At 37.5% G+C, this 25,848-nt stretch carries 21 protein-coding genes, 1 other RNA gene and 1 pseudogene; 18 read left to right on the top strand and 5 right to left on the bottom strand.

Annotated features, from left to right (window positions below; genetic code table 11):
• Window positions 1-158: 158 nt before the first annotated feature.
• The 4 genes from ffs to J7R10_RS03750 form a co-directional block, all read right to left on the bottom strand.
• Window positions 159-256: signal recognition particle sRNA small type (ffs, locus tag J7R10_RS03765), an RNA gene on the bottom strand.
• A gap of 1,184 nt (window positions 257-1,440) precedes the next feature.
• On the bottom strand, window positions 1,441-1,848 hold the full coding sequence (locus J7R10_RS03760) for a hypothetical protein (protein WP_010704708.1): 408 nt from the start codon (window positions 1,846-1,848) through the stop codon (window positions 1,441-1,443).
• A gap of 409 nt (window positions 1,849-2,257) precedes the next feature.
• Window positions 2,258-3,121 (bottom strand): prephenate dehydratase, encoded by an 864-nt coding sequence (locus J7R10_RS03755; protein WP_010704709.1) that lies wholly within the window; start codon window positions 3,119-3,121, stop codon window positions 2,258-2,260.
• On the bottom strand, window positions 3,118-3,849 hold the full coding sequence (locus J7R10_RS03750; protein ID WP_010704710.1) for a 3-deoxy-manno-octulosonate cytidylyltransferase: 732 nt from the start codon (window positions 3,847-3,849) through the stop codon (window positions 3,118-3,120). Before J7R10_RS03750 ends, J7R10_RS03755 begins: the two co-directional genes overlap by 4 nt.
• 105 nt (window positions 3,850-3,954) lie before the next feature.
• Between J7R10_RS03750 and J7R10_RS03745 the strand changes: the two genes are divergently transcribed.
• From J7R10_RS03745 to J7R10_RS03735, 3 genes and pseudogenes are all read left to right on the top strand, one after another.
• Window positions 3,955-4,542, top strand: coding sequence for a c-type cytochrome (locus tag J7R10_RS03745; RefSeq protein ID WP_010704711.1), 588 nt, complete (start codon window positions 3,955-3,957; stop codon window positions 4,540-4,542).
• 321 nt (window positions 4,543-4,863) lie between these two features.
• Window positions 4,864-5,928: a HesA/MoeB/ThiF family protein gene (locus tag J7R10_RS03740; protein WP_010704712.1), complete on the top strand. Its 1,065-nt coding sequence runs from the start codon at window positions 4,864-4,866 to the stop codon at window positions 5,926-5,928.
• Window positions 5,925-7,178: pseudogene (locus J7R10_RS03735) on the top strand (MFS transporter). Before J7R10_RS03740 ends, J7R10_RS03735 begins: the two are co-directional and overlap by 4 nt.
• 622 nt (window positions 7,179-7,800) lie before the next feature.
• Here the strand turns inward: J7R10_RS03735 and J7R10_RS03730 are convergent.
• Entirely contained in the window at window positions 7,801-8,589 is a 789-nt protein-coding gene (locus J7R10_RS03730) for a molybdopterin-synthase adenylyltransferase MoeB (RefSeq protein ID WP_010704713.1), read from the bottom strand.
• A gap of 88 nt (window positions 8,590-8,677) precedes the next feature.
• On the opposite strand from J7R10_RS03730, the gene gshB reads away from it, so the two are divergent.
• The 15 genes from gshB to J7R10_RS03655 all read left to right on the top strand — a co-directional run bounded on the left by gshB (window position 8,678) and on the right by J7R10_RS03655 (window position 25,768).
• The gene (gene gshB / locus J7R10_RS03725; RefSeq protein ID WP_010704714.1) at window positions 8,678-9,616 is read left to right on the top strand and encodes a glutathione synthase; all 939 of its coding nucleotides are present in this window, start codon (window positions 8,678-8,680) and stop codon (window positions 9,614-9,616) included.
• A 146-nt stretch (window positions 9,617-9,762) separates the two neighbouring features.
• Window positions 9,763-10,806, top strand: a complete 1,044-nt coding sequence (locus tag J7R10_RS03720; protein WP_010704715.1) for a PstS family phosphate ABC transporter substrate-binding protein — start codon at window positions 9,763-9,765, stop codon at window positions 10,804-10,806.
• Window positions 10,807-10,868: 62 nt separating this feature from the next.
• Complete coding sequence (gene pstC / locus J7R10_RS03715; RefSeq protein WP_010704716.1) at window positions 10,869-12,329, top strand: phosphate ABC transporter permease subunit PstC; 1,461 nt, start codon at window positions 10,869-10,871, stop codon at window positions 12,327-12,329.
• Window positions 12,326-13,618: a phosphate ABC transporter permease PstA gene (gene pstA, locus J7R10_RS03710; protein ID WP_010704717.1), complete on the top strand. Its 1,293-nt coding sequence runs from the start codon at window positions 12,326-12,328 to the stop codon at window positions 13,616-13,618. The genes pstC and pstA overlap by 4 nt, the downstream gene beginning before the upstream one ends.
• A gap of 59 nt (window positions 13,619-13,677) precedes the next feature.
• The gene (gene pstB / locus J7R10_RS03705) at window positions 13,678-14,436 is read left to right on the top strand and encodes a phosphate ABC transporter ATP-binding protein PstB (RefSeq protein ID WP_004864363.1); all 759 of its coding nucleotides are present in this window, start codon (window positions 13,678-13,680) and stop codon (window positions 14,434-14,436) included.
• 23 nt (window positions 14,437-14,459) lie between these two features.
• Window positions 14,460-15,182 carry a phosphate signaling complex protein PhoU gene (phoU, locus tag J7R10_RS03700; protein ID WP_010704718.1) on the top strand — a complete coding sequence of 241 codons (723 nt, stop codon included), beginning with the start codon at window positions 14,460-14,462 and terminating at the stop codon, window positions 15,180-15,182.
• A 589-nt stretch (window positions 15,183-15,771) separates the two neighbouring features.
• Window positions 15,772-16,623 (top strand): cell wall hydrolase, encoded by an 852-nt coding sequence (locus J7R10_RS03695; protein WP_026501310.1) that lies wholly within the window; start codon window positions 15,772-15,774, stop codon window positions 16,621-16,623.
• A gap of 30 nt (window positions 16,624-16,653) precedes the next feature.
• Window positions 16,654-17,901: an aminopeptidase gene (locus J7R10_RS03690; protein WP_010704720.1), complete on the top strand. Its 1,248-nt coding sequence runs from the start codon at window positions 16,654-16,656 to the stop codon at window positions 17,899-17,901.
• A gap of 38 nt (window positions 17,902-17,939) precedes the next feature.
• Window positions 17,940-18,809, top strand: coding sequence for a bifunctional DNA-formamidopyrimidine glycosylase/DNA-(apurinic or apyrimidinic site) lyase (gene mutM / locus J7R10_RS03685; protein ID WP_010704721.1), 870 nt, complete (start codon window positions 17,940-17,942; stop codon window positions 18,807-18,809).
• 75 nt (window positions 18,810-18,884) lie between these two features.
• Window positions 18,885-20,276, top strand: a complete 1,392-nt coding sequence (locus J7R10_RS03680) for a dipeptidase (RefSeq protein ID WP_010704722.1) — start codon at window positions 18,885-18,887, stop codon at window positions 20,274-20,276.
• Window positions 20,273-20,893 (top strand): ribonuclease D, encoded by a 621-nt coding sequence (locus J7R10_RS03675; RefSeq protein WP_010704723.1) that lies wholly within the window; start codon window positions 20,273-20,275, stop codon window positions 20,891-20,893. The genes J7R10_RS03680 and J7R10_RS03675 overlap by 4 nt, the downstream gene beginning before the upstream one ends.
• Before the next feature lie 595 nt (window positions 20,894-21,488).
• Entirely contained in the window at window positions 21,489-21,806 is a 318-nt protein-coding gene (locus J7R10_RS03670; RefSeq protein ID WP_010704724.1) for a hypothetical protein, read from the top strand.
• Between the two features lie 771 nt (window positions 21,807-22,577).
• Window positions 22,578-23,408, top strand: a complete 831-nt coding sequence (locus tag J7R10_RS03665) for an outer membrane protein (RefSeq protein ID WP_010704725.1) — start codon at window positions 22,578-22,580, stop codon at window positions 23,406-23,408.
• A gap of 343 nt (window positions 23,409-23,751) precedes the next feature.
• Window positions 23,752-24,603 (top strand): outer membrane protein, encoded by an 852-nt coding sequence (locus tag J7R10_RS03660; protein WP_010704726.1) that lies wholly within the window; start codon window positions 23,752-23,754, stop codon window positions 24,601-24,603.
• Window positions 24,604-24,937: 334 nt separating this feature from the next.
• Window positions 24,938-25,768 (top strand): porin, encoded by an 831-nt coding sequence (locus J7R10_RS03655; protein WP_010704727.1) that lies wholly within the window; start codon window positions 24,938-24,940, stop codon window positions 25,766-25,768.
• The last annotated feature ends 80 nt before the right edge of the window (window positions 25,769-25,848 follow it).

Here is a 25,848-nt window from a genome sequence, read left to right as displayed (position 1 = left end):
TAATATAAAAGGATTTTTTCTCAATCAATTTATTTTTTGAAAGAACGGGACAATTTGCTTAAAAAGAGCCAAGTTTCTTCTCTTCCTATCACAACGTCCCTTTGAAAATTCAAAATGCTTCACCAAAAAATGACCAAGATATGATTTACTTGAATAATAAAGGAGGCTGGTAAGATGACCCGTACCAGAACTCGTTGGGGCTGCTTCTTTCCAGACCTGACCCGGTTGGCGAGCAGTTCGTCCATCACCAACCTCCCACGGTCATATTGTCGATTTGAAATGAAAAATCAAGCTAAGAAACAAAAATATAATAAGAATGACAAAGATTTTTTTCTTTGAGCTTCATTTTTGCATCTATGGATAAAGCTGGTATCATCATTATATTTACCAGCTTTCAATGTTGCGATAATCCTTGCATTAAGGCGATTCATGAGAGGTGTTTTTACTTGTTTCTAAACAGTTTTTCCCCACACGCAAGCCCCGCTTTGTAATGTGTAAGCAAGTGACTTTATTTGAGTCATTATAAAAGGGGTTATGTTTCAAGGGAAAAACGTTATTTATGATGATGCATCAATATATTATCACAAAATGATAAGTGATCATTCATTTTCATTGAAAGAGCCCAGCGTATTTATTGAGTATAAACAAAAGTATTTATTTTCATTTGACATTCAGGAGGTGCTCATTGGTTAAGATCTATTTTGGGATTTTAGGGGAAGAGTATACATTTTTTTGAAGTTGTTCAATAATTATAAAAATTTGCAGCTGCAAAAAGAAGTAGATAAAGCGTACAGGTTATTTAATGAATTGAAATTGGAAACTTGGAAAAAATATTGTTGCTAGAATAGTTACAACATAATCCAGATGATATTGCTTTAAAGGACTGATGAATTTTGAACAGTTAGAGAAAAAGTAAAGTTAATCTTTTTTTGTGTAAGCTTAGAAAAATGTGGTCTACAACACAATTCAATCATATGATTTTAACATGATTAAAATAAGACGAGGACTTCTCGTATGTATTGTGACATTCATTTTTTTATTAACAGGACATATTGGCTATTCTATATATTCTTATATTTGACAAGATCTGGAACACCCTTACAGGACCAAAGCAGTTTTGTTGTTATTTTTTATGTATGTGATTTACAGTGTAGTTTATTGTAATTTTGAGATGTTTCAATTGCAAAGATGAATATGATGCTTTTGTTGAAAGATTGCTCTGATAACAAAAATATAAAACAATCTTATTGGCTGCAAAAGCTTCTTGATATTTAGCTATTGAGTTGTATGAAATGGAGTCCGAGCAGTGTGTTGTTGAACAAGCACAAAATTGAGTTTTTTGAAAATCAGGCATTGATAACTTATCACACCCGATTTTTAAAAAGCTTATTTCAATAATTGTAGAAATTTATACAAATTTAAATGTTCTTGGAAAGATTATCAATCATAATCTCCTGTATCACAATTTTTTCCAATAATTCTTTTCTTCGTAACATTTTTAAAAACATAATTCCCTGATGGAGGGAAGCTTACAGTGAGAGATTTTACAACTTTAAGCCTAAAGATTTGATGTTTTTTATTATGCGTTATTTTTTTCTCATTATCAGCAACAATTTTTAATTTTTCTAAGTCAGAAGGGGAAGAGTAAGATAAAGTAAAAGACGCTGTCTTGGGCTTAAATATTTTACAAGAGTATTCAACACCGTGATGCATCTTATCAGGCGCACCAATCTTAACACTTTCACCTGGCGCAAAATCCCATTCTTTCTCACCAAATCCAGCAAATGCAACACTGGAGTAAACAAAAATATTGGCAGCTAATAATCCTTGACTGAAAATTTTTTTCATTTTTTCCCTTTAATTATCCCAAAACGCAGGTAAGTGTAAATCAGTTTTCGTAAATATAGAAGGTCAAATTTAATATATAGCAGAGTTAACGACATTTTCTCATTTTATAAAAATCAGTTTGAGTATTATTAAAATCCACGACAAGTGAAAGCATTATTGTTTGTTATATTTTGGAAGAAACTTAAATTGTTTTCTGTTCGTGCATGAATTTATGCTCTGTTATTTTATTCATAAAGGTATTGCGAATAATTTAAATATTCCTTTAAGAGGTGCTGTTTCGATTTTCTTTTCAGAATTCATTATTAAGTTCTTTCAGAAGAAAGAGGACATGTTTTTTAGGAGAGTTATATTACGGGCTTTACAAAATATTCTTTTTTGTCCACGAAAAATTATACAATTTAATGATCTGTCATATATTTGGTGTTCGATCGTTCTTAGCAGGATAAATGCCAATAATACGAAGTTTAGCAGAAAAGAAAGAAAGTTCTTCCAAGGCGAGTTGCATCATGGGATCTTCAGGATGTCCTTCAATATCAACAAAAAATTGTGTTGCATTGAAATTGCCACCAATTTGGTAGCTTTCTAATTTTGTCATATTGATACCGTTTGTAGCAAATCCTCCCAGAGCTTTGTAAAGGGCAGCTGGTACATTGCGCACTCGAAAAAGAAGACTCGTGATGATTTTTTCGCCATTTTGGGGTTTTGGTACATGTTGTTGAGAACGCGAAAGGATGATAAAACGGGTAATGTTATGGGGACTGTCTTCGACATTTCTCTCAAGAATATCAAGTCCATAGAGTTCTGCTGCAATCAAAGGAGCTAAGGCCGCTTGTGAACGCTTTGCATTTTTTTTAATAAATTTTGCAGCTCCAGCGGTATCAGCAGAAGTGACAGGTATCCAGCCATTTTTACGTATGATTTTACGGCATTGTGCAAGGGCATGCGTATGGCTGTGGACAGTTTTAATTTCGTCGTGTGTGACGCCGGGTAAAACCATAAGTTGAAAATGGATAGGCAAAAAATATTCACCAATAATATAGAGGGAAGAGTGCGGTAAAAGGTAATAAATATCTGCAACACGTCCAGCAAGAGTATTTTCAATAGGAATCATTGCAAGATCAGTCTGTCCGCTTTCGACCAAGTGAAGAGCATCTTCAAAAGTAGCAGAAGGTACAGCATCCATATTGGGAAACATGTTGGAGCAGGCAATATGGGAATTGGCACCATATTCTCCTTGGAAAGAGATTTTATTGTTTTTTCTCAGTGCTTTCATGATAAAATGTTGCGTATCTTCTCAAGATCATGTTGCGTATCAACGCTTAAAGGAATTGTATCAATTATTTCTACATCAATACGCATATTATGTTCTAATGCGCGTAATTGTTCAAGTTTTTCACGTTCCTCGAGTGGAGAGGGTTTTAGTGCTACAAATTGCGCAAGTGCTTCGCGTCGATAGGCATAGATTCCAATATGATGGAAAAGGGGGCCATCCCCATAAGGCGCTGTTGCGCGGGTAAAATAAAGAGCACGAAGGCGGTTTTGAGAAAGTGGTGTACCAATAATTTTGACAACATTGGGATTTTTCTTTTCATGTTCTTCAATGATTTTGGCACCCAAGGTTGCAATATCAGTGAAGCTATTTTCTAAGGGGCGTAAAGTATTCATGATTTCATAAGGCGTTATTGTTGGCAGATCACCTTGTAAATTCACAATAACATTGTAGCGTTGTTCAGGATCAATACGCGTTAAAGCTTCATAAATGCGATCAGATCCAGATTTATGGTCGCCATATGTTATGATGCATTCATGTCCGTAAGTTGTGACAACTTTGGCAATGTCATTATGATCTGTTGCAACGAGGGTACGTCCTATTGCGGCTTTTTTTGCTTGTTCAACAACATGAACAATCATGGGCTTTCCGGCAATATCAGCAAGAGCTTTTTTGGGCAGGCGGGTTGAGTCTATACGAGCAGGAATAAGAATAATAGGTTTAAGTGCCATTGCAAAGTTCCAAATACCATGTATGCTGTATTTATAATTGTTGTATGTTATAAAGAAACGACTTACACTAAAAATGGTAATGAAAAGATGAACGTTTAAGTTTTTATGAATCGCTCAACAGTTATTTATGTTATTTTTGCTTGTCTCTTTGTGCTGATGGTTTTAGTGGGAATTTCCACACTCAGTGATATAATTTATGACCATTCTACACCGATTCAACATCCTCATACAGCTACAAAGAATGATGTGTTCAAAGAGAAGCTAAAGACATCTGGTAGTTCTTTATCACTCAATGATCGTCTTCAACAGGGTAGTCTTGAAAATGGGCGTAAAATTTTTCGCCAATGTGCTATATGCCATACTTCTGGACGCAATGGATCTAGCCGTGTTGGTCCAGTGCTTTGGGATATAGTAAACCGACCTTTGGCAGCAGCACCAGATTTTGCTTATTCACGGGCGTTACGTGCCAATTCTGATAAAAGATGGGATTTTGTAACTTTAGATCGTTATATACAATCGCCACGTACAGTATTCCCAGGAACAATTATGTCTTTTCGTGGGATCAAAAATGATCAAGATCGTTCTGATCTTTTGCTTTATTTACGCAGTTTATCGGATCATCCTGTTCCCTTGCCCATGGGTAAGAAAGAAGGCAAATTCGATCAAAGAAAAGATAAACCATTTCAGGAATAAATCATGACAAAACCAAGCTTCTCTTATTTTTCCTAAGATAAAAGAGAGGTTTAATATGCAGTGAGGTATTTTCTGTTTTTTAAAGAGTTCTATGCATATTTTTGTAAAAACATCCACTTATAAGTCATATTAAAATGCATTAATAATAATGATGTTTTGACTCAAATTGTTCCTATCACATGAGTGATGTATAATGTAAACATATAAGTCTAAGATGTCATGGATCATAGAGGTTTTAATTGATAAGTAGAATTCTTTTCCCTGAAAATGACTTTTCAGGCAAAAGTTGATTATAATGAAATAAGTGGGGGGGGGGGAGCAATGGGACAGCAATATATTTTGGGAAAATACTCCCGTATTCTTGTCCGTAAAGAGGATGCAATTTTCGGTGCCGGTTCAAAGCAGTTTGTTATCAACGAGAAAAAAGATTGGGAAAATTTTGTACTTCTCGCTGCACAATGGATCGAGAAAAAGACGGTGGAGGGGGGTTATAATTCGCTATCGTCAATCATGTTAAGAGAAGACTTTAACCAAGCGTTTGACTTTCTTTTTTCTAAACATTTCCTTGTTTTAGCGGAGACATCGGACAATATATTCAATAATCGCTATTCCAGAAATCATCTTCATTATCAAAGTTACGGTATGAATCCAGCATCCGTTCAATATACTCTTTCACAAAAAGTGGTGGTCATTTTAGGATGTGGCGGAATTGGTAATCATGTATCAGCGATACTTGCATCCTCTGGCGTGGGAAAGTTAATTCTTGTTGACAATGATGTGATCGAGATAACCAATTTTACCAGACAAATTCTTTTTACTGAACAAGATGTTGGACTTCCTAAGACAACTGTTCTCCGGCGTGCGTTGGCACAGAGAAACAGTCAAAGTGAGGTGAGTGAATTACAAATGTCGATCACGGCAAAAGAAGATATAAACAAATTGCCTAAAGCCGATTTGTGGATCATTTCTGCTGATGAACCTGATCATCTGGTACCATGGATAAACGAATGGTGTGTAAAAAATAAACAAGCTTATATTAATTCCGGCTATGTTAATGACATTGCTGTATTTGGACCCTTTTACATACCTGGAAAAACAGGTTGCTATGCATGTAGCTCATCCATAGGAAACCTCCCTGAAAAAAGCGATGGTTTAATCTATGAGGCTTGCGCTGTTATTAATAATAATTTTAAAGTTGCAACATTTCCTCCTGTGAATGCTCTTTCAGCTGCCATGTGTGCGAATGATGCTCTTAAATTTCTGGGGGGATATGGTGATCTACTTTCTACTGATCGTCGTGTGGGGATATGGAGTAGCAAACTCTTTACAGAAGAACGTTCCTTAAAAAAGAATCCTCACTGCGAAGTTTGTGGAACAAAGCAATGAACAGACCTCGAACGCTTGCTGTAACCTATGGATTTTACCATGCGATACGAATGCTAATCGGTGTTTATCACGCCATTTTTCTGATGTCTATGGGGGTCACTCTTTCCCAATTGGCTTTGCTGCAAATCGCCTTTTCGGTAACTGTTTTGCTTCTTGATTTTCCTTGTGCTGTTTTAGCTGACAGATATCGACGTAAATATTCAGTCACGGCTGGAGTTTTTACGACGGGAGTGTTTTATCTTCTCTGTCTTCAAGCTCCCAATATGACAGTGCTCATTGTTGCACAAATCCTTTATGCCGCAGGAATTTGCCTCATTGCCAGTGCCATTGACGGCTGGATTTACCATTCTCTAGGCAACAGACAAGACCATTTTTCGCATTATGCATATCTCTCTCACCAGATAAACTCTTTTGGTAGCATTATCAGTGGTATCATAGGAATTGCAACGATCTATTATTCTGGGCAATATTTTATGGGATATATTATCTCAAGTCTGATGATGGGATTAATTTTCTGTATATTTCTTATTGTTCCTGAAGAAAAAGCATTTGTGGTGGACGGAACAAAAATAAAGACAATTTTGCAAAATGCTAAAGAAACGCTCTAGATATTTCAAAACACTGTGGGAGGAGCGTGGTTTATTTTTCTGATGTGTCTGTTCAGCGCTGGCATTCAGGTTATTTATCACTTTTGGCAGCCGATAATACTCTCAGGTGGGAAAATTGACCACTTCAACAGTTCGCAGATGTTAGTACTCATGTTCTGCCATATCGGAGCCTTCTCAGCTCAATATTTTTCCAATTCACTGATGTCAAAATATCACGTGTGTGATCAAAAATATAAAAACTCTATAAAGTGTTTCTCGTTCTTCTCTGCCCTTATGTGTATGGCTCTTTATTTTTTCGTTCAGAGCAGTCAAATTGTTGTGTCGATCATCGCATTTTCGTTAATTCATGGATTTATTTGCACTGTGCCGATAGGAGCAAAGAGTTTGTTTTTCTCAGAGCTTAACCAAAAACAAACCCAACATGTTTCCGGCATTGTTGGTGCTGCATCTTTTTGCGGAAGAATATTTTCAATAGCAACATTATGCGTTATTTCATTTCTCCCTGCAAAAATTGCACCGTCTTATTACCTTGTACTACCGACTTTAACTTTTTTCATGTGTGGTTTAGTCACCATCAAGTGGATGTCGCTCTTTGGTAAATCTATTAAAAAAAAACAATATAAAAATACACTTGAAAAGTGATTGTTTTTGAAGTTCCATAGCTCAGAAAAACGATTAGGATGTGTTTTACGCATGAAATAAGATAATCTCTTAACTGAAATTTTTCTCTGTCGTAAATGACTGAATGAAGCGTACTGAAATCATCCAGAATTCTATACTGTTAAATCTGGGTTTATTTCACTGAACACAGTTTCTAAGATTTCTTTTTTGCTTTTACTCAAGAGTGTAGAGAAAAGAACCTTCTCAAAAGTTGTGAGGATAAGGAAAAAGAGGAGATCATTGATAAATTAAGTTTTTCATGAGATTGATGGCTCCTTTTTCCTGCTACGTTATCTACATGAGTTTTCTGGTGGACAAAGACAGTAGATTTATCTCACACGGGAATCATCTTCAAACCACACTTTATCATACTTGATGAACGAACGTCTTCTCTTGATGCCCAATGTCTTCTTTTGATGTGAGTGTACAGGCACAAATCATTGTTCTTTTACATCATCTACAACAGAAATATCATTTGGATTATCTATTTATGAGTCATAATTTGAGAGTTTTCAAAGCGTTTGCATATGAAGTGATTGTTATGTGCAATGGAGAAATAGTTGAATATGGTTCTGCTGATCGTATTTTTCTGTCCCAAAAGTTCTTACACGCCAACCTTGATGGCTGTTGTATTCTCGTAGGAATCTGATCGCTTATAGGTGATGATATTAAATTGTGCTAATAATCCATTATAGAGAAGAATTTTTCCCACTAATGGTTCACCAATATTTGTGATTAGTTTAATGGCTTCCATTGTTTGTAACGTTCCGATAACTCCGGGCAAAACACCAATAATTCCAGTTTCAGCACACGTTGGGATAGTTTCTGGATCAGGGGGAGTGGGGAAGAGGTCCCGATAATGAGGATTATTGTCTTTATAAGGCATAAGTACCGTTAGTGAACCGTTAAAACGTCCTACAGCACCACTTATTAAAGGTTTTTTGCATTGGGCAGCGTGATCCGCAAGCAGGTAGCGTGTGGCAAAATTATCACTTCCATCAACAATGATATCATAGGCGTTGAGGAGTTTATCCACATTACTTTTATCTAAGCGCATGTTATGTTTTTCAACTATAACGTGTGGATTTATTGCTTTTATAGAAGCTTTGGCACTATCGGTTTTGAATTGATGAATTGTGCTGGTTTTATGAATAACTTGTCGTTGTAAATTGGAAAGTGAAACGATATCATCATCAACAATTCCAAGAGTACCAACGCCTGCGGCAGCCAAATAGGTGAGGATAGGCGCCCCAAGACCACCGGCGCCAACAACAAGAACGCGCGCAGCTTTCAGTTTTTGTTGCCCCGCACCACCAATTTCAGGAACAATGATATGACGTGCATAGCGTTCGATTTCTTCGTTACTTAATTTTGTATTTGCTTGTTGTATCATGAGCTTTCTCTTGTCATAGTTCTTTTGTTGTTTACTAAGTTTAGAGCGCATAGACTAGTCTACTTTATAGTATAGAGAGGTTTTATTCATGAAAATTGCCATTCAGATGGATCATATTTCAACACTTCGGATTCAAGGAGATACAACATTCGCGCTCGCATTAGCAGCGCAAGAACGTGGACACTCACTTTTTCATTATACACCAGATTGCTTATTGATGCACGATGGTTGTGTGATTACACGATTAGAGCCGTTGATTGTACGCGATGAAGAGGGGCATCATTATCAATTAGGAGAGTCTGTACGCACAGAGTTAACAAATATGGATGTGGTTCTCTTACGCCAAGACCCCCCCTTTGATCTTAATTATATCACCACAACGTATTTATTAGAACGCATTCACCCTAAGACATTGGTTGTGAATGATCCAGCATGGGTGCGCAATAGCCCAGAAAAAATTTTTGTTACTGAATTTCATGATTTGATGCCAGAAACATTAATTACAAAAGACATTGAAGAAATAATGGACTTTAGAGCTACGTTTGGCAATATCATTATTAAACCACTCTATGGCAATGGAGGAGCTGGTGTTTTTCATTTGAAAAAGGATGATCGTAATTTGGCATCGCTCTTGGAAATGTTTGCACAAATTTATCGTGAACCTTTTATTGTGCAGCGCTATTTAGAGGCAGTACAAAAAGGGGATAAACGAATTATTCTCCTTGATGGTACCCCTGTTGGAGCGATTAATAGGATTGCCGCAGAAACAGAGATTCGCTCTAATATGCATGTTGGAGGTCGCGCAGAAAATATTGACTTAACAAAACGTGATTATGAAATTTGCGAGCGTATTGCTCCAGCTTTACGGGAGCGTGGTCTTCTTTTTGTAGGAATTGATGTGATTGGAGATTATATCACCGAAATCAATGTGACATCTCCGACTGGAATTCGCGAAATTAAACGTTTTGGTGGCACGGATATTGCTCATCTTTTCTGGGATATTGTTGAATTAAAATGTTCACATTAAATTTGTTTGCACAGAGCAATATCGTTTTTTCAGAAAAATTATAAATGTTGCTTTTTTTATGTTTGTTATATTGCAAATGTGAACTACACTTTAAATTTATAAGGTAAATAAAAGACCTGAATTCACATTACTTAAGGAGTTTATGGATGAATAAACTATTATCAGTTGGAATGGGACTGGTTTTTGCAATTGTTTTGACAGGTGTTAGCAATGCACGTACTCAAATTCAGATTGCTGGTTCATCTACAGTTTTACCTTATCAAAAAATCGTTTCTGAGATATTTGGAGAAATTTATCCTCATTTTAAGGTTCCAATTATTGAATCTGGTGGTTCAGGTGCTGGGATTAAGGAATTTTGCCGTGGTATTGGTGAAAACACAATTGATATTGTTAATGCTTCACGGACAATAAAGCCAAGTGAATTGCAATCTTGTTTTGATGCTGGTGTAAAAGATGTAGAGGAAATACGCATTGGCTATGATGGAATTGTCTTAGCGACAGATATAAATGGCCCTGATTGGAAATTGCAGCCAAGAGATGTGTATAGGGCACTTGCGGCGCGGATTATTATAGACGGGAAATTACAATCCAATAACATTTCAAAATGGAATGCGGTCAATAGCGCTCTTCCTGATTGGACAATAGCAGCTTATATTCCTGGAGAAAAGCACGGAACCCGTGAAGTTTTTGAAGAAAAATTGCTAGCTGAAGGCTGTAAGGAGAGTGGAGCAATTGAAGAAATGAAAACTTTAGGGATGGATGATAAGGCGATACACGCTGCTTGTGTTGCTGTGCGTAAAGATGGAAAGGTTATTGATATTGATGGCGATTATTCTGAAACATTGGCGCGTCTTACTTCTAATAAAACAGGGGTTGGTGTTTTTGGTTTGTCTTTTTATGAAAATAATGCTGATAAGCTAAAGGTTTCAGATATTAATGGTTTTGCGCCAACTGTTGAAACAATTACACGTGGTGAATATCCGGTTTCGCGTCCACTTTTTTTCTATATTAAGAAAGCACATTTAAGTCTCATTCCTGGTTTGCGGGAATATATCGACTTTTTTCTTTCTGATCAGATGATTGGTCCAGATGGTCCCTTGGCTGAATATGGTTTGGTTGTGGCTTCTGAAAAAGAAAGACAAGCACAGCGTTCTGCTTTTTCTTCTGGGAGAATGATGACTTTGAAATAATTTTTTGAATTTGCAGTGTAAGGATTTTCTATGCTACTTTTTTGTAAACATTGAAAGAGAATATGCGCATTTCCTTCCTTATTTTTCTTCTGTTTTCTCTTGGTTTTGTTGGCTTTTGTATTTCTTATATGCGGGCTCGCATTCTTGAATATACGCAACATAAGATGCATTCTCGTGCATATTATTACGGCTGGTGGACATTTTTGATCACTGTTCTTCCAGCTGTTATTTTTTTGATTTTCTGGGATGGTGGGAGCGCAATTTATTTAGAGTATAGCGCTTCTCAAGAGGTTAGAGCATATGGTGCGTCTGCGACAGAGCGTGTAAATTATGACCTTATTTTGGGGGTTCTTCGAAGTTTAGTGAAAATGTTTCATCACTTTGAAGGGAATCTTGTTACTGCTTCGTGTGAAGAAGTGCGGGCAAAATTGTTTGCAAAGGGATTTGTTTTGCCTCCTGAAGCATCAGATGATGTGTTAAGAATAGCACAGTCATGGGTTTCTTCTTCTGAAAAGCTAAAGCTAGTCGGTCATGGTTTCTTTTTTATCATGGTATTCTTTGGTTTCATCTGTGGAATTAGACAAGTTTCTCCGCGTCAGCGTGCGCGCAATAAAGTTGAATGTTTGATTATTATGGGATTGATTTGTGCATCTATAGTTGCTGTTTTAACAACAGCAGCTATTGCGCTTTCCATGTTCTTTCAAACGATAAGTTTTTTCCAGTCTGTACCCTTTTCAAATTTCTTTTTAGGAACGGTTTGGGATCCGCGTTTTTCAGCGAGCGGTTCAGGCAATGAAGTAGGGCAATTCGGTCTCATACCACTTCTTGCAGGCACGCTTTATATTGCATTTGTAGCAATGCTTTTTGCTGTTCCTATTGGATTATTTTCAGCTCTTTATATGGCTGAATATGCTTCTACTCGCGTACGGGCAATTGTGAAACCGTTGTTAGAAGTGCTTGCTGGCATTCCAACCATTGTTTACGGCTTTTTTGCTTTGAAAGTTGTCGGACCTTTTTTACGTGACCTCTCTGTTTCTCTCTCTGGTGGTGTTGGTTTTATTATGGGTCAAAGTGTTTTAACGGCTGGAGTTGTGATGGGCATTATGTTGATTCCTTTTGTTTCCTCTTTGTCAGATGATGTTATTATGGCTGTTCCACGCATTTTACGCGAAGGATCTTACGGTTTAGGAGCAACACAATCTGAAACGATTAAAAAAGTCGTTATACCGGCAGCGCTTCCAGGGATTATGGGAGCGATTTTGTTGACAGCATCACGTGCGATTGGAGAAACGATGATTGTGGTTTTAGCAGCAGGAGTTGCTGCGAACTTAACGTTTAATCCCTTTGAAGCAATGACTACGATGACAGTTAAGATTGTTAATCAATTGACAGGTGATTTCGAGTTTAATTCTCCCCAAACTCTTGTTGCTTTTGCTTTAGGGATGACACTTTTTGTGATGACGCTTTTGATGAATATCCTTGCTCTCTACATCGTGCGTAAATATCGGGAACAATATGAATGAATGAAAATTTTCTTATTCCTCGTCACAATATTGTTCTCAAGCGCCGTTATTGGGCTGAACGTCGTTTCCGCGCCTATGGTTTGATTGCCATTTTTATTGGTCTCTTTTTTTTGTTTGCACTTTTATGGTCTGTTATCAGTCAAGGTTATACAGCTTTTTTTCAAAGTGAAATGACATTATCAATTTATTTAGATGAGAAGGTCATTGATCCAAATGGTGAGCGTGAAACAAATCCACAGCGACTTATCACTGCCAACTATCCCCTTCTTGTACGCAATGCTTTGGCAAAAAAGCTTGAGATAGATCAAAATGATCGAGCATCACTTCGAGATATTAACCGTATGTTTTCAAAGAGTGTACGTGTTCAGTTGCGTGAAATGGTGACAAGGAATCCAAAGCTAATTGGGACAACACAAAGAATCAAAGTTTTGGCAGCAGCGGATATTGATTCTGCTTATAAAGGGCAGATTGATTTCCATGTAGCAGAAAAAAAACGCAAAGTTTCTAATCGCCAAGTAGAATGGGTGAGACGCTTGGCAGATGATGGTACGCTTTATAAAACATTGAATTTTGGTTTTTTTACATTTGGTGCTTCAAGTCGTGCTGAGACTGCCGGATTAGGGGTTGCTATAATCGGTTCCCTTTACATGATAGCCATCGTTTTAGTGGTTTCACTTCCCATAGGAATAGCAACGGCTCTTTATCTTGAAGAATACGCACGCAAAAATAAGTTTACAGATTTTATTGAGGTTAATATCAATAATCTTGCCGCTGTTCCTTCGATTGTTTTTGGTCTTTTAGGACTTGCTGTTTTTGTTAATTTTTTTGGATTACCGCGTTCAGCTTCTTTTGTTGGTGGTCTTGTGTTGGCTCTTATGACACTCCCCACAGTTATTATTGCAACACGCTCTGCTTTGCGGGCTGTTCCTCTCTCTCTTCGCGCGGCTGCTTTAGGGTTAGGGGCATCAAAAACCCAAATGGTTTTTCATCATGTTGTTCCTTTAGCGGCACCTGGTATTTTGACTGGTACAATTATTGGTGTCGCTCAGGCTCTAGGTGAAACAGCACCTCTGCTGTTGATTGGAATGGTTGCTTTTGTTGTAAATATTCCTGCGACACCCATGGATCCAGCAACAGCTTTGCCAGTTCAGATTTTTATGTGGGCGGGTGAAGCAGAACGAGCTTTTGTTGAAAAGACTTCGGGTGCTATTATTGTATTAATGATTTTTCTTGCAATCATGAATATTTCTGCCGTTTTTTTACGTCGACGATTTGAACGGCGCAAATAACTTCGATAAAGCAGTAACTTCGATAAGCTTTGTGTTTTAAATTAAGGTGATTTTTTGTAATGAAAATTAAAATGCGTGGTCAAGATGTGAAGGTTTCTTACGGAGGTAAAGCAGCACTTCATGGTATTACTCTTGACATTCCTGAACATCAGGTTACAGCTTTAATCGGTCCTTCAGGTTGCGGAAAGTCGACTTTTTTGCGTTGTTTTAATCGTATGAATGATACGATTGAAGGTGCTAAAATAACGGGTCTTATTACCTTAGATGGGGAAAATATTTATGATTCGCAAATTGATGTTGTAGAATTGCGTGCTCGTGTAGGGATGGTTTTTCAAAAGCCTAGTCCTTTTCCAAAATCTATATTTGAGAATGTTGCTTATGGGCCACGTATTCACGGTTTAGTCAAATCGCGCGCCGAATTGCATGATGTGGTTGAAAAAAGTTTGAGGCAGGCAGGCTTATTTGAAGAAGTAAAAGATCGACTTCATGAGGCAGGAACAAGTTTATCAGGGGGGCAGCAACAGCGCTTATGTATTGCACGTGCTATTGCCGTTAGTCCTGAAGTTATTTTGATGGATGAACCTTGTTCTGCTCTTGATCCTATTGCGACGGCACGTATTGAAGAGCTTATCGATGCATTACGACAAAATTATACAATTGTTATTGTCACACATTCCATGCAACAAGCAGCACGCGTTTCACAATATACGGCCATGTTTCATTTGGGGCATTTGGTAGAAGTTGGTGCAACTGAAATGATCTTCACTTCACCAAAAGAACAACGTACGCAGGATTATATTACGGGGCGCTTTGGATAGGTAAATTGAGGAGTATGTCAAACATGTCTAAAAATCATACTGTCCGTTCTTATGATGCAGAATTAAAATATTTGAAAGCAAGAATTACAGGAATGGGGAAGCATGCGGAAAGGATGATTGAACGTTCTGTTGCATCAATTGTATGTAATGATCTTCAACTTGCGGCGACAGTTATTGCTGATGATTTGTTTTTAGATGAAGCAGAACGTGACATTGATGAAAAAGCAATTACCATTATTTGCAAACGTCAACCGATGGCTGTTGATTTGCGTGAAATCATTGGTGCTATTCGTATCTCTTCAGATCTTGAGCGGATTGGGGATATGGCTAAAAACATTGCTAAACGGACGGTAGCACTTTCAGAAACACGTCAATCAGCTGGTTTTTACCATGGGTTTGAAACAATTACAGCCTTAGCACTTAATCAGTTAAAGGAAGTATTGAGTGCTTACACGAGTCGTTTATTGGAGTGTGTTGATGCAGTGCGTGAGCGTGATGGTAAAATTGATGCTCTGTACACTTCTCTTTTTAGAGAGCTTTTAACTTATATGATGGAAGACATGCGTAATATTACGGTTTGTACGCATTTACTTTTTTGTTTAAAAAATATTGAACGAATTGGAGATCATGTCACCAATATTGCGGAAATGCTCCATTATATCATAACAGGCTGCCATATGTCTTCTGATCGTCCTCGCGATGATCTTACTTATAAAGTTGGGTTAGATGAGAAGAAAAGAAATTGAAATTTTCTCTTATATGGATGAAATGTATTTTTTATTAAAAATAAAACCATTGGGTATTTTTTTTGCAGTATGGTTGTAGGGGAAATATGATAGACTACAGGCAAGTGGAAAGAAACATACAGACTTTTCAAGGTAAGATTGCGAGTTTTTAACGCCTAATTTGATATATTGGGATCGAGAATGGTGTCCTCGTTTGTACTGTGCCAAGAAGGGAGGCTTCTTACTGATCATTTTGTTTAAATTTCTATTGAAGGGGATGTTTGAGTTGTTTTTTTCAAAATAAATGAAAATGATTTTAGTATTTTCCTCTCTTTTTCATATGTAGAATTATTTGACAATTTTCGAAGCCATATTGCTTTATTGCGATTGAAGCATGATCAATGATATTGTGTGGCTACATTTGACTATTAATAATGACAATATTGATCTGAAATTGAGAATTTTTTATTTGGTATAAATACTTTTTATTTACTCCTTGTATTAAAATTTTACTAAGTTGTAACAATTAACCGTATACTTTCTTCCAAGATGCATTTAAGACTCATTCAAATTTTGAAGATTTCGAGACATGGGGATTGTGTTGTATAAGATGAAAAAAAATTATTGGACTGTTTTTGTTACCTGTTTTCTAGTCCCGTTTGTTATTGTGGGATGTGCTTCAGATCATTTTGGTGTTGGGAAAGTGAATGATAGTAAGAAAACAAAAACAGTGACGTATCCATTGACAGAGCGCCAATGCCTTATGCGTGTAATGTATTTTGAATCCAATCGTACAAGCCGTGAAGGAATGATTGCTGTTGGAACTGTTGTTATGAATCGTGTTAATTCATCTGCCTATCCCAAAACGATTTGTGGTGTTGTTGGTCAGTACAAACAGTTCGCTCCTGGTGTTTTAACGCGTCCTATGACAGAACCTGCCTCTGTTGCCCGTGTTAAGGAGGCCGCTGATGCTGTTTTACGCGGCGAACGAGATAAGAAACTGAAAAACGCTAAGTTTTTTCATACTGCAGGTTTATCTTTTCCTTATAAAAATATGTACTATGTTCGTATTGCAGGGGGAAATGCTTTTTATGAAAAGCGCTCGCGTGATGGATCGCTTCAGGTTCCTACCAATGATCGTCCTTATGATGTTGCCTATGCTTTTGCCCAAGAGCGTTCTGGCAGCGCACCAAGCTTCTTAGAGGCAAATATAGTAAGTCGAGAAATAAAAGTAGAGAAAAAACAAAATCCATCTCCTGCGATAGAAGTAGCCCAAGTGAATAAGGTGCGCACTATGTCTTTTGTTGCAGTACAACTTGATAAAGTTCCTATTCCCACATTTGCACCGCATCGTAGAGATAAGGAAGAGGAAAACAAATCAGTTGTAGCCTATACTATGCCATCATCAGATCAATTAAATGCAATTGTTGCAGTGTTAGATAAACGGTACAGAAGCCGGTAATTTTTCATAACCAAAGTAAGGATATTGGTAATGTACTTTGATATTCATGAAACAATTTCGCCTGAAATGCTTAATCGTCTCGCAGAAATTACGGTAAAAGTTGGGCTGAATTTACAAGAGGGGCAGGATCTTATTTTGACTGCTCCAGCTACCGCATTACCTTTTGTTCGGCGTATTGCATACCACGCCTATAAGGTTGGTGCTGGTGTGATTACACCGCTTTTTAGCGATGATATGTTATCGCTGACACGTTTTGAAAATGCACATACTGCGAGTTTTGATTGTGCACCTTCTTGGCTTTATGAGGGAATGGCGAAAGCTTTTGAAAATGGGGCCACGCGTTTAGCTATTGTTGGTGATAATCCTTTGCTTCTTTTTAATCAAGATTTTGATAAGGTTGCGCGTTTGAATAAGGCTACGTCAATGGCTTATCAACCTGCTCTCAAAGAAATATCAAATTTTGCTATGAACTGGTCGATTGTTGCCTATCCGACAACAGGATGGGCTGAGGCGGTATTTCCTTCTTTGCCCCTTCATGAAGCGATTAAGAAGTTAGCTGATGCAATTTTTTCTGCTTCACGTGTTACAGAAGAAGATGCAGTGCATGCGTGGACGATGCATAATGCAACTTTGAAGCAACGGTCATCTTGGCTTAATGAGCAGCGTTTTTCTGCTTTGCATTTTACAGGGCCAGGGACTAATTTAATGGTTGGTTTGGCAAATGATCATGAATGGCATGGTGGTGCATCAGTTGCTAAAAATGGTGTCGTTTGCAATCCTAATATTCCGACAGAAGAAGTATTCACCACTCCTCATGCGCATAAGGTTGAAGGTTTTGTTCGTTCGACAAAGCCCCTTTCCTATCAAGGAACACTCATTGATAATATTGAGGTGCGGTTTGAAGCGGGGCGTATTGTTGATGCACGTGCTTCGACGGGCCAAGAAGTTTTGCAACGGGTTCTGCAGAGTGATGAGGGGGCGAGTCGATTGGGTGAAGTTGCCCTTGTTCCACATTCTTCACCGATTTCTAAGAGCGGGCTTCTTTTTTATAATACGTTATTTGATGAAAATGCTGCATGTCATATTGCCTTAGGGCAATGTTATTCCAAGTGCTTTTTAGATGGAGCATCATTGACGGCAGAGGAGATTGCTGCGCGTGGTGGTAATAAAAGTGTGATTCATATTGACTGGATGATTGGTTCAGGTGAAATCGACATAGATGGCATTGCGCAGGATGGCACAAAAGTTCCTGTATTCCGTAAGGGTGAGTGGGCTTAGTATTTTGTTGGAAAACGCTTAATTCTTTAAGAAGAGTGATGCCTGAACTTCCTGAAGTAGAAACCGTTCGTCGTGGATTGGAGCCGGTTGTAACGGGTGCACAGATACTATCTGTCACGCTTAATCGAAGAGATTTACGATTTCCTTTCCCTGAGGCGTTTTCTGAACGGCTTATAGGCAGGACGATCATAGAAGTTGGTCGGCGCGCGAAATATTTATTGTTTCATCTTTCGCAAAATGAAACGATTTTAAGCCATTTAGGAATGTCAGGATCATGGCGTATAGAGGATAAAAGGCAAACATCTTCTCTTACAGAGAAATTTGTGAAGCATGATCATTTTGTCATGAATATTCAAGTAAAGGATGGCAAAGTTTATCATCTTACTTATAATGATGTTCGTCGTTTCGGGTTTATGCTTTTAGTGGATACTAGCAGGCTTTATGAGCATCCACTTTTAAAGAAGCTAGGGCTCGAGCCTATGAGTCATGCGTTTTCTGGGAGCTATTTACAAAAGGCGTTTGTGAATAAAAAAATATCCCTTAAAGGCGTGTTGCTTGATCAGTCTATCGTAGCAGGGCTTGGGAATATTTATGTTTGCGAAGCGTTATGGCGGAGTCGTTTATCTCCACAGCGTGGTGCGTTTACATTAGCCTTGAAAACTGTACATGCACGTGAATTTGCAGATTCTTTAGCACAAAATATACGTAATGTGATTTCTGAGGCAATTGTGTCTGGCGGATCTTCTTTACGTGATTATGTCCACGTAGATGGTTCTCTTGGTTATTTTCAACACGCTTTTTCGGTTTATGGACGCGAAGGAAAAGAATGTTTGCACTGCGGAACGCCTATTATACGTATTTTGCAGTTGGGGCGTTCAAGTTTTTACTGTTCACAGTGTCAAAAATAAATAACATCTCTTGCAAAATCCTACAGGAGGCTTAAAGTCATCTTGACAATTAACAAGGCTTGAAAGGTTTTTTTTATGCTTAATAAAGTACTAACACATCTTGATGATAATATAGAAAAGAGCCTTGAACGCCTTTTTTCTCTTTTGCGCTTTCAATCGATTTCTACAGATTCAGCTTATAAGGATGAATGTCGTAAAGCAGCTGATTGGGTTGTAGAGGATTTAAGAAGTATTGGCTTTGAGGCCTCACGCCGTGATACACCGGGTCACCCAATGGTTGTGGGGCATCATCCAGGTCCCTCAGATGATTGTCCGCATGTGTTGTTTTACGGACATTATGATGTTCAACCTGTTGATCCACTGAGTTTATGGGAGGATGATCCATTTACACCTTCTATCAAGGAAAAAAATGGAGAAAAAGTTATTTGTGCTCGTGGAGCTTCAGATGACAAAGGTCAATTTATGACTTTTGTTGAAGCATGTCGTGCATTTAAAAAAGAGACGGGGCAGCTTCCTGTTAAGGTCACTATTTTATGTGAAGGTGAAGAAGAAAGTGCTTCTCCTTCCCTGATACCTTTTTTAAAAGCAAATAGGGATGAGCTGAAAGCAGATTATGCATTGGTTTGCGATACTGGAATGTGGGATGCAAATACACCAACTGTTTCTGTTGCTCTTCGGGGGATTCTGGCAGAAGAGATTACAATTACTGCTGCTGATCGTGATCTGCATTCTGGTGTTTTTGGAGGAGCAGCAGCCAATCCTATTCGTATTTTAGCTAAGATTCTAGCAGGGCTTCATGACGAAAATAATAGGGTAACACTTCCTGGTTTTTATGATGGAATAGAAGAAGCACCTCCACATATTTTGCAGTCATGGAATGAACTTAATTGCACTGCTGAAAAATTTCTTAGTCCTATTGGGCTTTCCATCCCTTCTGGTGAAAAAGGGCGGAGCATTTTAGAACTTATATGGACGCGTCCTACAGCAGAAATTAATGGGATTAGTGGTGGCTATGAGGGAGAAGGATTTAAAACCGTTATTGCTTCTCAAGCGCGTGCAAAACTATCTTTTCGTTTAGTGTACAAGCAAGATCCAGAGAAAATACGTCAAGCTTTACATGATTATGTGCGCAGTTTTATTCCTGCTGATTGTACAGTTGCATTTAAGAATCATGGTGCTTCTCAAGCAATTAAGCTTCCCTATGATTCTCCTTTTATTGAAGCAGCCAAGGATGCTTTATCACAAGAGTGGGGAAATAAGGCTTTATTAACGGGCATGGGTGGTTCAATTCCGATTGTTGGAGATTTTCAGACAATTCTTGGTATGGAAAGTCTTTTAGTTGGTTTTGCACTCAATGATGACCATATTCATTCGCCTAATGAAAAATATAATCTAAAATCCTTTCATAAAGGACAGCGGTCTTGGGCACGTATTCTTGCAGCTTTAGCAAATAGGGAGAGTAAATGACAGAGATTCGCGTTCATCAAGGTGATTTACCAAACTTAGAGAATTATCAAGTTGATGCCATTGCGATTGATACCGAGACTTTAGGATTGCTCCCTCATCGTGATCGATTGTGTGTTGTTCAGCTTTCTTCTGGAGATGGTACAGCTGACGTTATACAGATTGCTAAAGGACAAAAAAGTGCACCCAATTTGGTCAAATTGCTTGCGGATAAGGCAATCACCAAAATATTTCATTTTGGACGTTTTGATCTTGCTATTTTAGCATATACATTTGGCGTTATGCCAGATGTGATTTTTTGTACAAAAATTGCTTCAAAACTCACGCGTACCTACACGGATCGTCATGGATTGAAGGAAATTTGTAATGAATTGCTAAATGTCAATATTTCTAAACAGCAGCAATCTTCGGATTGGGCTGCTGAAACTTTGTCACGTGCACAAATTGAATATGCGGCATCGGATGTTTTATATTTGCATCGTTTAAAAGATATATTTGAAGAACGCTTAAGACGTGAAGAGCGCGAAAATGTTGCAAAGGCATGTTTTCAATTTTTGCCTATGAGGGCGAAACTTGATCTTTTAGGATGGTCAGAGGTTGATATCTTCGCACATAGCTGAGTTGAGAAATTGGCTTTTGATCAGAATAAGAAGAGTCATTGATGTAACAAAACAAAAGCCCATATTATTATGGGTTTTTATTTTGTTGTCTATTTTTGTAATAGTGTTTTATAATATCATTCTGAGTATAGAGAATGCTCTTTCATTTGAAAATTGAATAAAAATACATTTATGAATTTGTATTTTTTTGTGTTTATAACTGTCTTTATTTTATTAAAGTTTACCAAAAAACAGAAAGTTTTATAAAGCGATAAGAGTAGAAGATATATAACATTCTCATAGAAAGTTTTTTCTATGAATATTATCAAATTTGCATTGTCTATACGAAATAAATATCTTCGCTCAAAAAATGCATTTGTAAATACCCGTTTCGTTTGTTGTATAATTGAAGGGAAATTCTATTCTCACTGATTCCAAAGCCAGTGATTTCGGTATTGGTATAGCTAAAAAATCATTTTTTTAAATTAAACTGCAACAAATTTTTACTTTTTAAGATTCTTAACTTTTTATCTATGAAGCGTATCATTTTCTATGGAAATTTGAAGTAGGTGCACTAGGTAAAACTCATTATGGATATTTATAAGGAGTTAGATCTATGAACCTAAAATATTTTATTACAGCTTTTGCTACTTTTGCTTCAATTTCTGTAGTTCAAGGAGCAAGTTTGATTGTTGCTCAAAAGCTGAAGCAGAGTATATCTTTCGCTATTCCTTCGAAAGCTTCTTTTTCTCCTCAACAGGTTAGCAATAGTTTATCTGAAGTTATACAAACGAATTTTTCTTGTATTGAGAATAATCAAGAGAGTGGGGCTGTTGAGTTGATACCTGTAGCGTCTTCTTCTAAACGAAGAGGTCCTCGTGGGGGTAAAAAAGGTCGGCCAAGTTTGTTTACGAGAGGCCCGATGAGTCTATAAATAAGCGAAGCAGTACGTAATTTTACTCTTGGTAATTGGTGAAGTCTAAAGGAAGGGAGAAGGTTAGGTGCTAGCATTATGAATTTGCATTTTTGGTTGTGGGGTCTGTTTGTGAGGAAAGAGAATGTATCATTGATATAAAATGCACGGGGTATCCCTATTTCAGTAAAAGGAAAGGTGTAAGAGCAAATAAAGAGTTACAATATCTGTGTTTGGAGGGGAATTGTTGTTCTTTTTTATTTTGCAAATTTCGTGCAGTGATGAGGACGAGGATTGAGACTGATAAAGAGCGTAAGATAATGGAGCTATTAAAAAACAAATGTGTAAAGAGTTTTGAAAAAAAAGAGCTGGAATTATAAGGCTGCGGTAGTTTTTATGATGTTGTATGCGGAGAGAAAATTTTTTCTTTTCAAGCGAGAGAGAAGTCTAAAGAGATAAGCTATTAAATGGGATAGTTGAAGCTGAAGATGGCGTTTATGGACAGGGGAGGGTGAATATCACATCAACCGCTAGAGCATGATTTTCATAGAGGATGCTTTTAGATTTTGATAAAAATCCATAAAGAACAACAGCAGTAAATTTGAGTGAAAGGATGAATTGCTTACATTGGCATAGCTAAAGAATTCTCATTGATCATAGATCAAATAGTTGAAGAGAAGAGAGGGGGAGGCTTTTTGTTTTTTTATGAGTGTATCATTTTTACTACAGATATCTGTAGAAGGGGCTCTATATGCAATCCTGTGTTCAAATATTCAACTATGGAGAGAAATTATGAATATGAGATGGTTAATAACAGTTTCTGCTTTTACTTTTGTTTCAGCTTCAGCAGCGCAGGCAGCAGATGTTATTGTTCGTCCCAATCCTACGCCTGTTGCACCAATTGTTGTGGCTCCAACTTTTTCTTGGACAGGTTTTTACATTGGTGGTCAGATTGGTGGTTTTTCAAGTAAAACAAAAATGGATATTCTCAGTAATGGGAAAAACATTCCAGTAGATGAAGACTTTTTACCTAAATTATCAGGTTTTATGGGTGGACTGTATGCAGGCTCCAATATTGATCTCGGCAATGGCCTTATTTTAGGTGTTGATACGGATATCATGTGGTCTGACAAAAGTGATACCAAAACCGGGAAAGTGTATCTCATTGCTTCAAATCACAAAGATTATGTTACTAGGATAGTGAGGGACGCTGGTATTAAGATTAATGAAGAGATCCAAGCCGGTGATAAACGCTCCAGCAGTTTCACTTTTAAGGAGAAGTGGTCTGGTGCTACACGGGTCCGGATTGGTTTTGCTGCTGAGCGCATTATGCCTTATATCGCTGGTGGTATTGCCTATACGCAGCTTCAAGATATCACATCGATATCAATAACAGGAAAGGATTCAGGCAAAGTCATAGCTTCTGGTAACTTGTCTGATGAAACAAAGACATTTGTTGGTTACACCCTTGGTGCGGGTGTTGATTTGGCAATGAGCAATAATGTTATTGTTCGCGCTGAATATCGTTACTCGGATTTTGGTAAAAAGAAATACTCAAACGATAAATATGAAACTTCTTACAAAACCAATGATTTCCGCGTTGGTGTAGCTTACAAATTTTAATGTATTTGTAAAATAAATCATACAGAGGTTCCGTCTTTGGCGGAGCTTCTGTTGTTTTTATGGCTATATTGTTACAGGATTCAATATTATTAATTATTACACATGTCCAACAACGTTGCTTATTGATTGTGGTAAAGAGAAATTTTCAAAGGATAAAGATGAAAGCTCTTATAACATCAATAATTTCTGTATATGTAATTGAAAAACTTTAGTGTCCACCTAGTTTATTAAGCAGCTCTCTCTTTGAATGGAGCCTCCATTCTGTATGGCTGTATCATTTTTACCTACAGATATTTTTGCGTGATGGCGCAGCATTGCACTATATGAATTAGGAGCGAAATTTATGAATATAAAATATTTAATGATGACCTCTGTTATCGCTTTGATTTCAACTTCTGCGGCACAAGCTGCTGATATTGTCGTTCCACATGAGGTAGTATCCCCTCGGGTGACACCGATTGTGTCTCCCTCCACATTTTCTTGGACAGGTTTTTATCTTGGTGGTCAAGTTGGGAATTTTTCAAGTAAGGTTGAAATAACAGATTCTGGTAAGAAAAATGAGTTTTTTGGTAAAGATCAGACCCCTAAGCCTTCAGGTTTTATGGGAGGAATTTATGCCGGTTCCAATATAGAACTTGGGAATAATCTCATACTAGGTGTTGAAACCGATGCAGTTTGGGCTGATAGAGGAGATACAAAAACGCTCTCTACAAAAGAACTTGAGGGTGATGATCTTGAGGATTTTAACAACACGTTTACAGATGCCGGCATTAAGTTGGGTGACGACGAAAAATTTGTAGCAGGCGATACAGGATCATATAGTTTTACTTATAAAGAAAAATGGTCTGGTGCCACGCGAGCACGGATTGGTTTTGCAGCCGCAAATTGCATTATGCCTTATATCGCTGGTGGTATTGCTTATGCACAAATGCAAGGTATTTCTATAATTTCTGGAACAAAAAAATCGGTAGAGAATAAACCAAATAAAACAGTTATCGGTACTGTGGGTGATAAAACAAAAACGATGGTTGGCTTTACAGTTGGGGGAGGTGTCGATTTTGCAATGACTGACAATATTTTGTTGCGCGCGGAATATCGTTATTCAGATTTTGGTAAAAAGAAATTCAAAGATGACGAAGCTGAATTTAATTATAAGACCAACGATTTTCGTGTTGGTGTAGCTTATAAATTTTAGTTTATTTGTAAGGAAAATTGTTCAAAAGTTCTATTTTGATGAAGCTTGAGTTATTTTCTGTGGCAATATTGCCACAGAAAAAATATTATTGCATATGTAGAAATTCGTTAATTATTGATCTTGGTAAAAAGGAACGCATAGACATAAGTTTAAATTTACCTGTAAGATCAATGAGTTGCGATTTTTATAACTCAAAAAGCTTTTCTATAAACGAAATTGTTAAGAGGTCCCGTTTCTGAATGGGGCCTTTATTTCTATGACAGTGTCATTTTTGCTACAGATTTTCTTTACCTAGTCCTATAAGATAGTTCCATAAATAAATTAGGAGCAAAATATGAATATAAAATCATTAATAACGACGTCTGTTATCGCTTTGGCTTCAGCTTCTGCAGTACAAGCTGCTGATGTTATCATCCCTCATGAAGCAGCACCAGTTATTTCTGCCCCTGCATTTTCTTGGACAGGTTTCTATATTGGTGGTCAAGTTGGGAGCTTTTCAAGTAAGGTTGAGATAACTGAACCGAGCAAAAATAAACTTAACAAAGATTTAACACCTAAGCCTTCTGGTTTCATGGGTGGCGTTTATGCGGGTTCCAATATAGAACTTGGGAATAATCTCATACTAGGTGTTGAAACCGATGCAGTCTGGGCTGATCGTGAAGAAACAAAAGAGCGTTTTTCACATGTTCTTGAAGCAGATGAACTTGATGCTTTTAAGGGTGATCTTACACAACTGAAGGCCAGTCCTGCTACAGGAAAACAAATTGCTGCTATCAAGACAGGTGACAAGCGTACAGATAGTAGTACTCTAAAAGAAAAATGGTCTGGTGCTACACGGGTGCGTATCGGTTTTGCAGCGGCTGATCACATTATGCCTTATGTTGCTGGTGGTGTTGCCTATGCGCAGATGCAAGGTACCTATACGATTAAGGCAACAGAAGCTAAGGGTAATGCAGAAATCGCTACTGCTAAACTCTTTGATGCAACAAAGACGTTTGTTGGTTATACCCTTGGTGGTGGTGTTGATATCGCAATGACTGATAATGTCTTACTGCGTGCAGAATATCGTTATTCAGATTACGGTAAAAAGCAATTCGATAGGGATAAAGATGAGTTTAGCTACAAAACCAATGATTTCCGTGTTGGTGTAGCTTACAAATTCTAATTGAGCCAAACTGAATTTATTAAGACAAAATGAGATTTCTCAGAGGCCCCGTATTTGACGGGGCCTCTATTTTTTTGTGA

Source organism: Bartonella vinsonii subsp. berkhoffii ATCC 51672 (assembly GCF_902825225.1).
In the GTDB taxonomy this organism is placed as follows: Bacteria; Pseudomonadota; Alphaproteobacteria; order Rhizobiales; family Rhizobiaceae; genus Bartonella; species Bartonella berkhoffii.
This window is presented reverse-complemented; position numbering and strand designations above follow the sequence as displayed.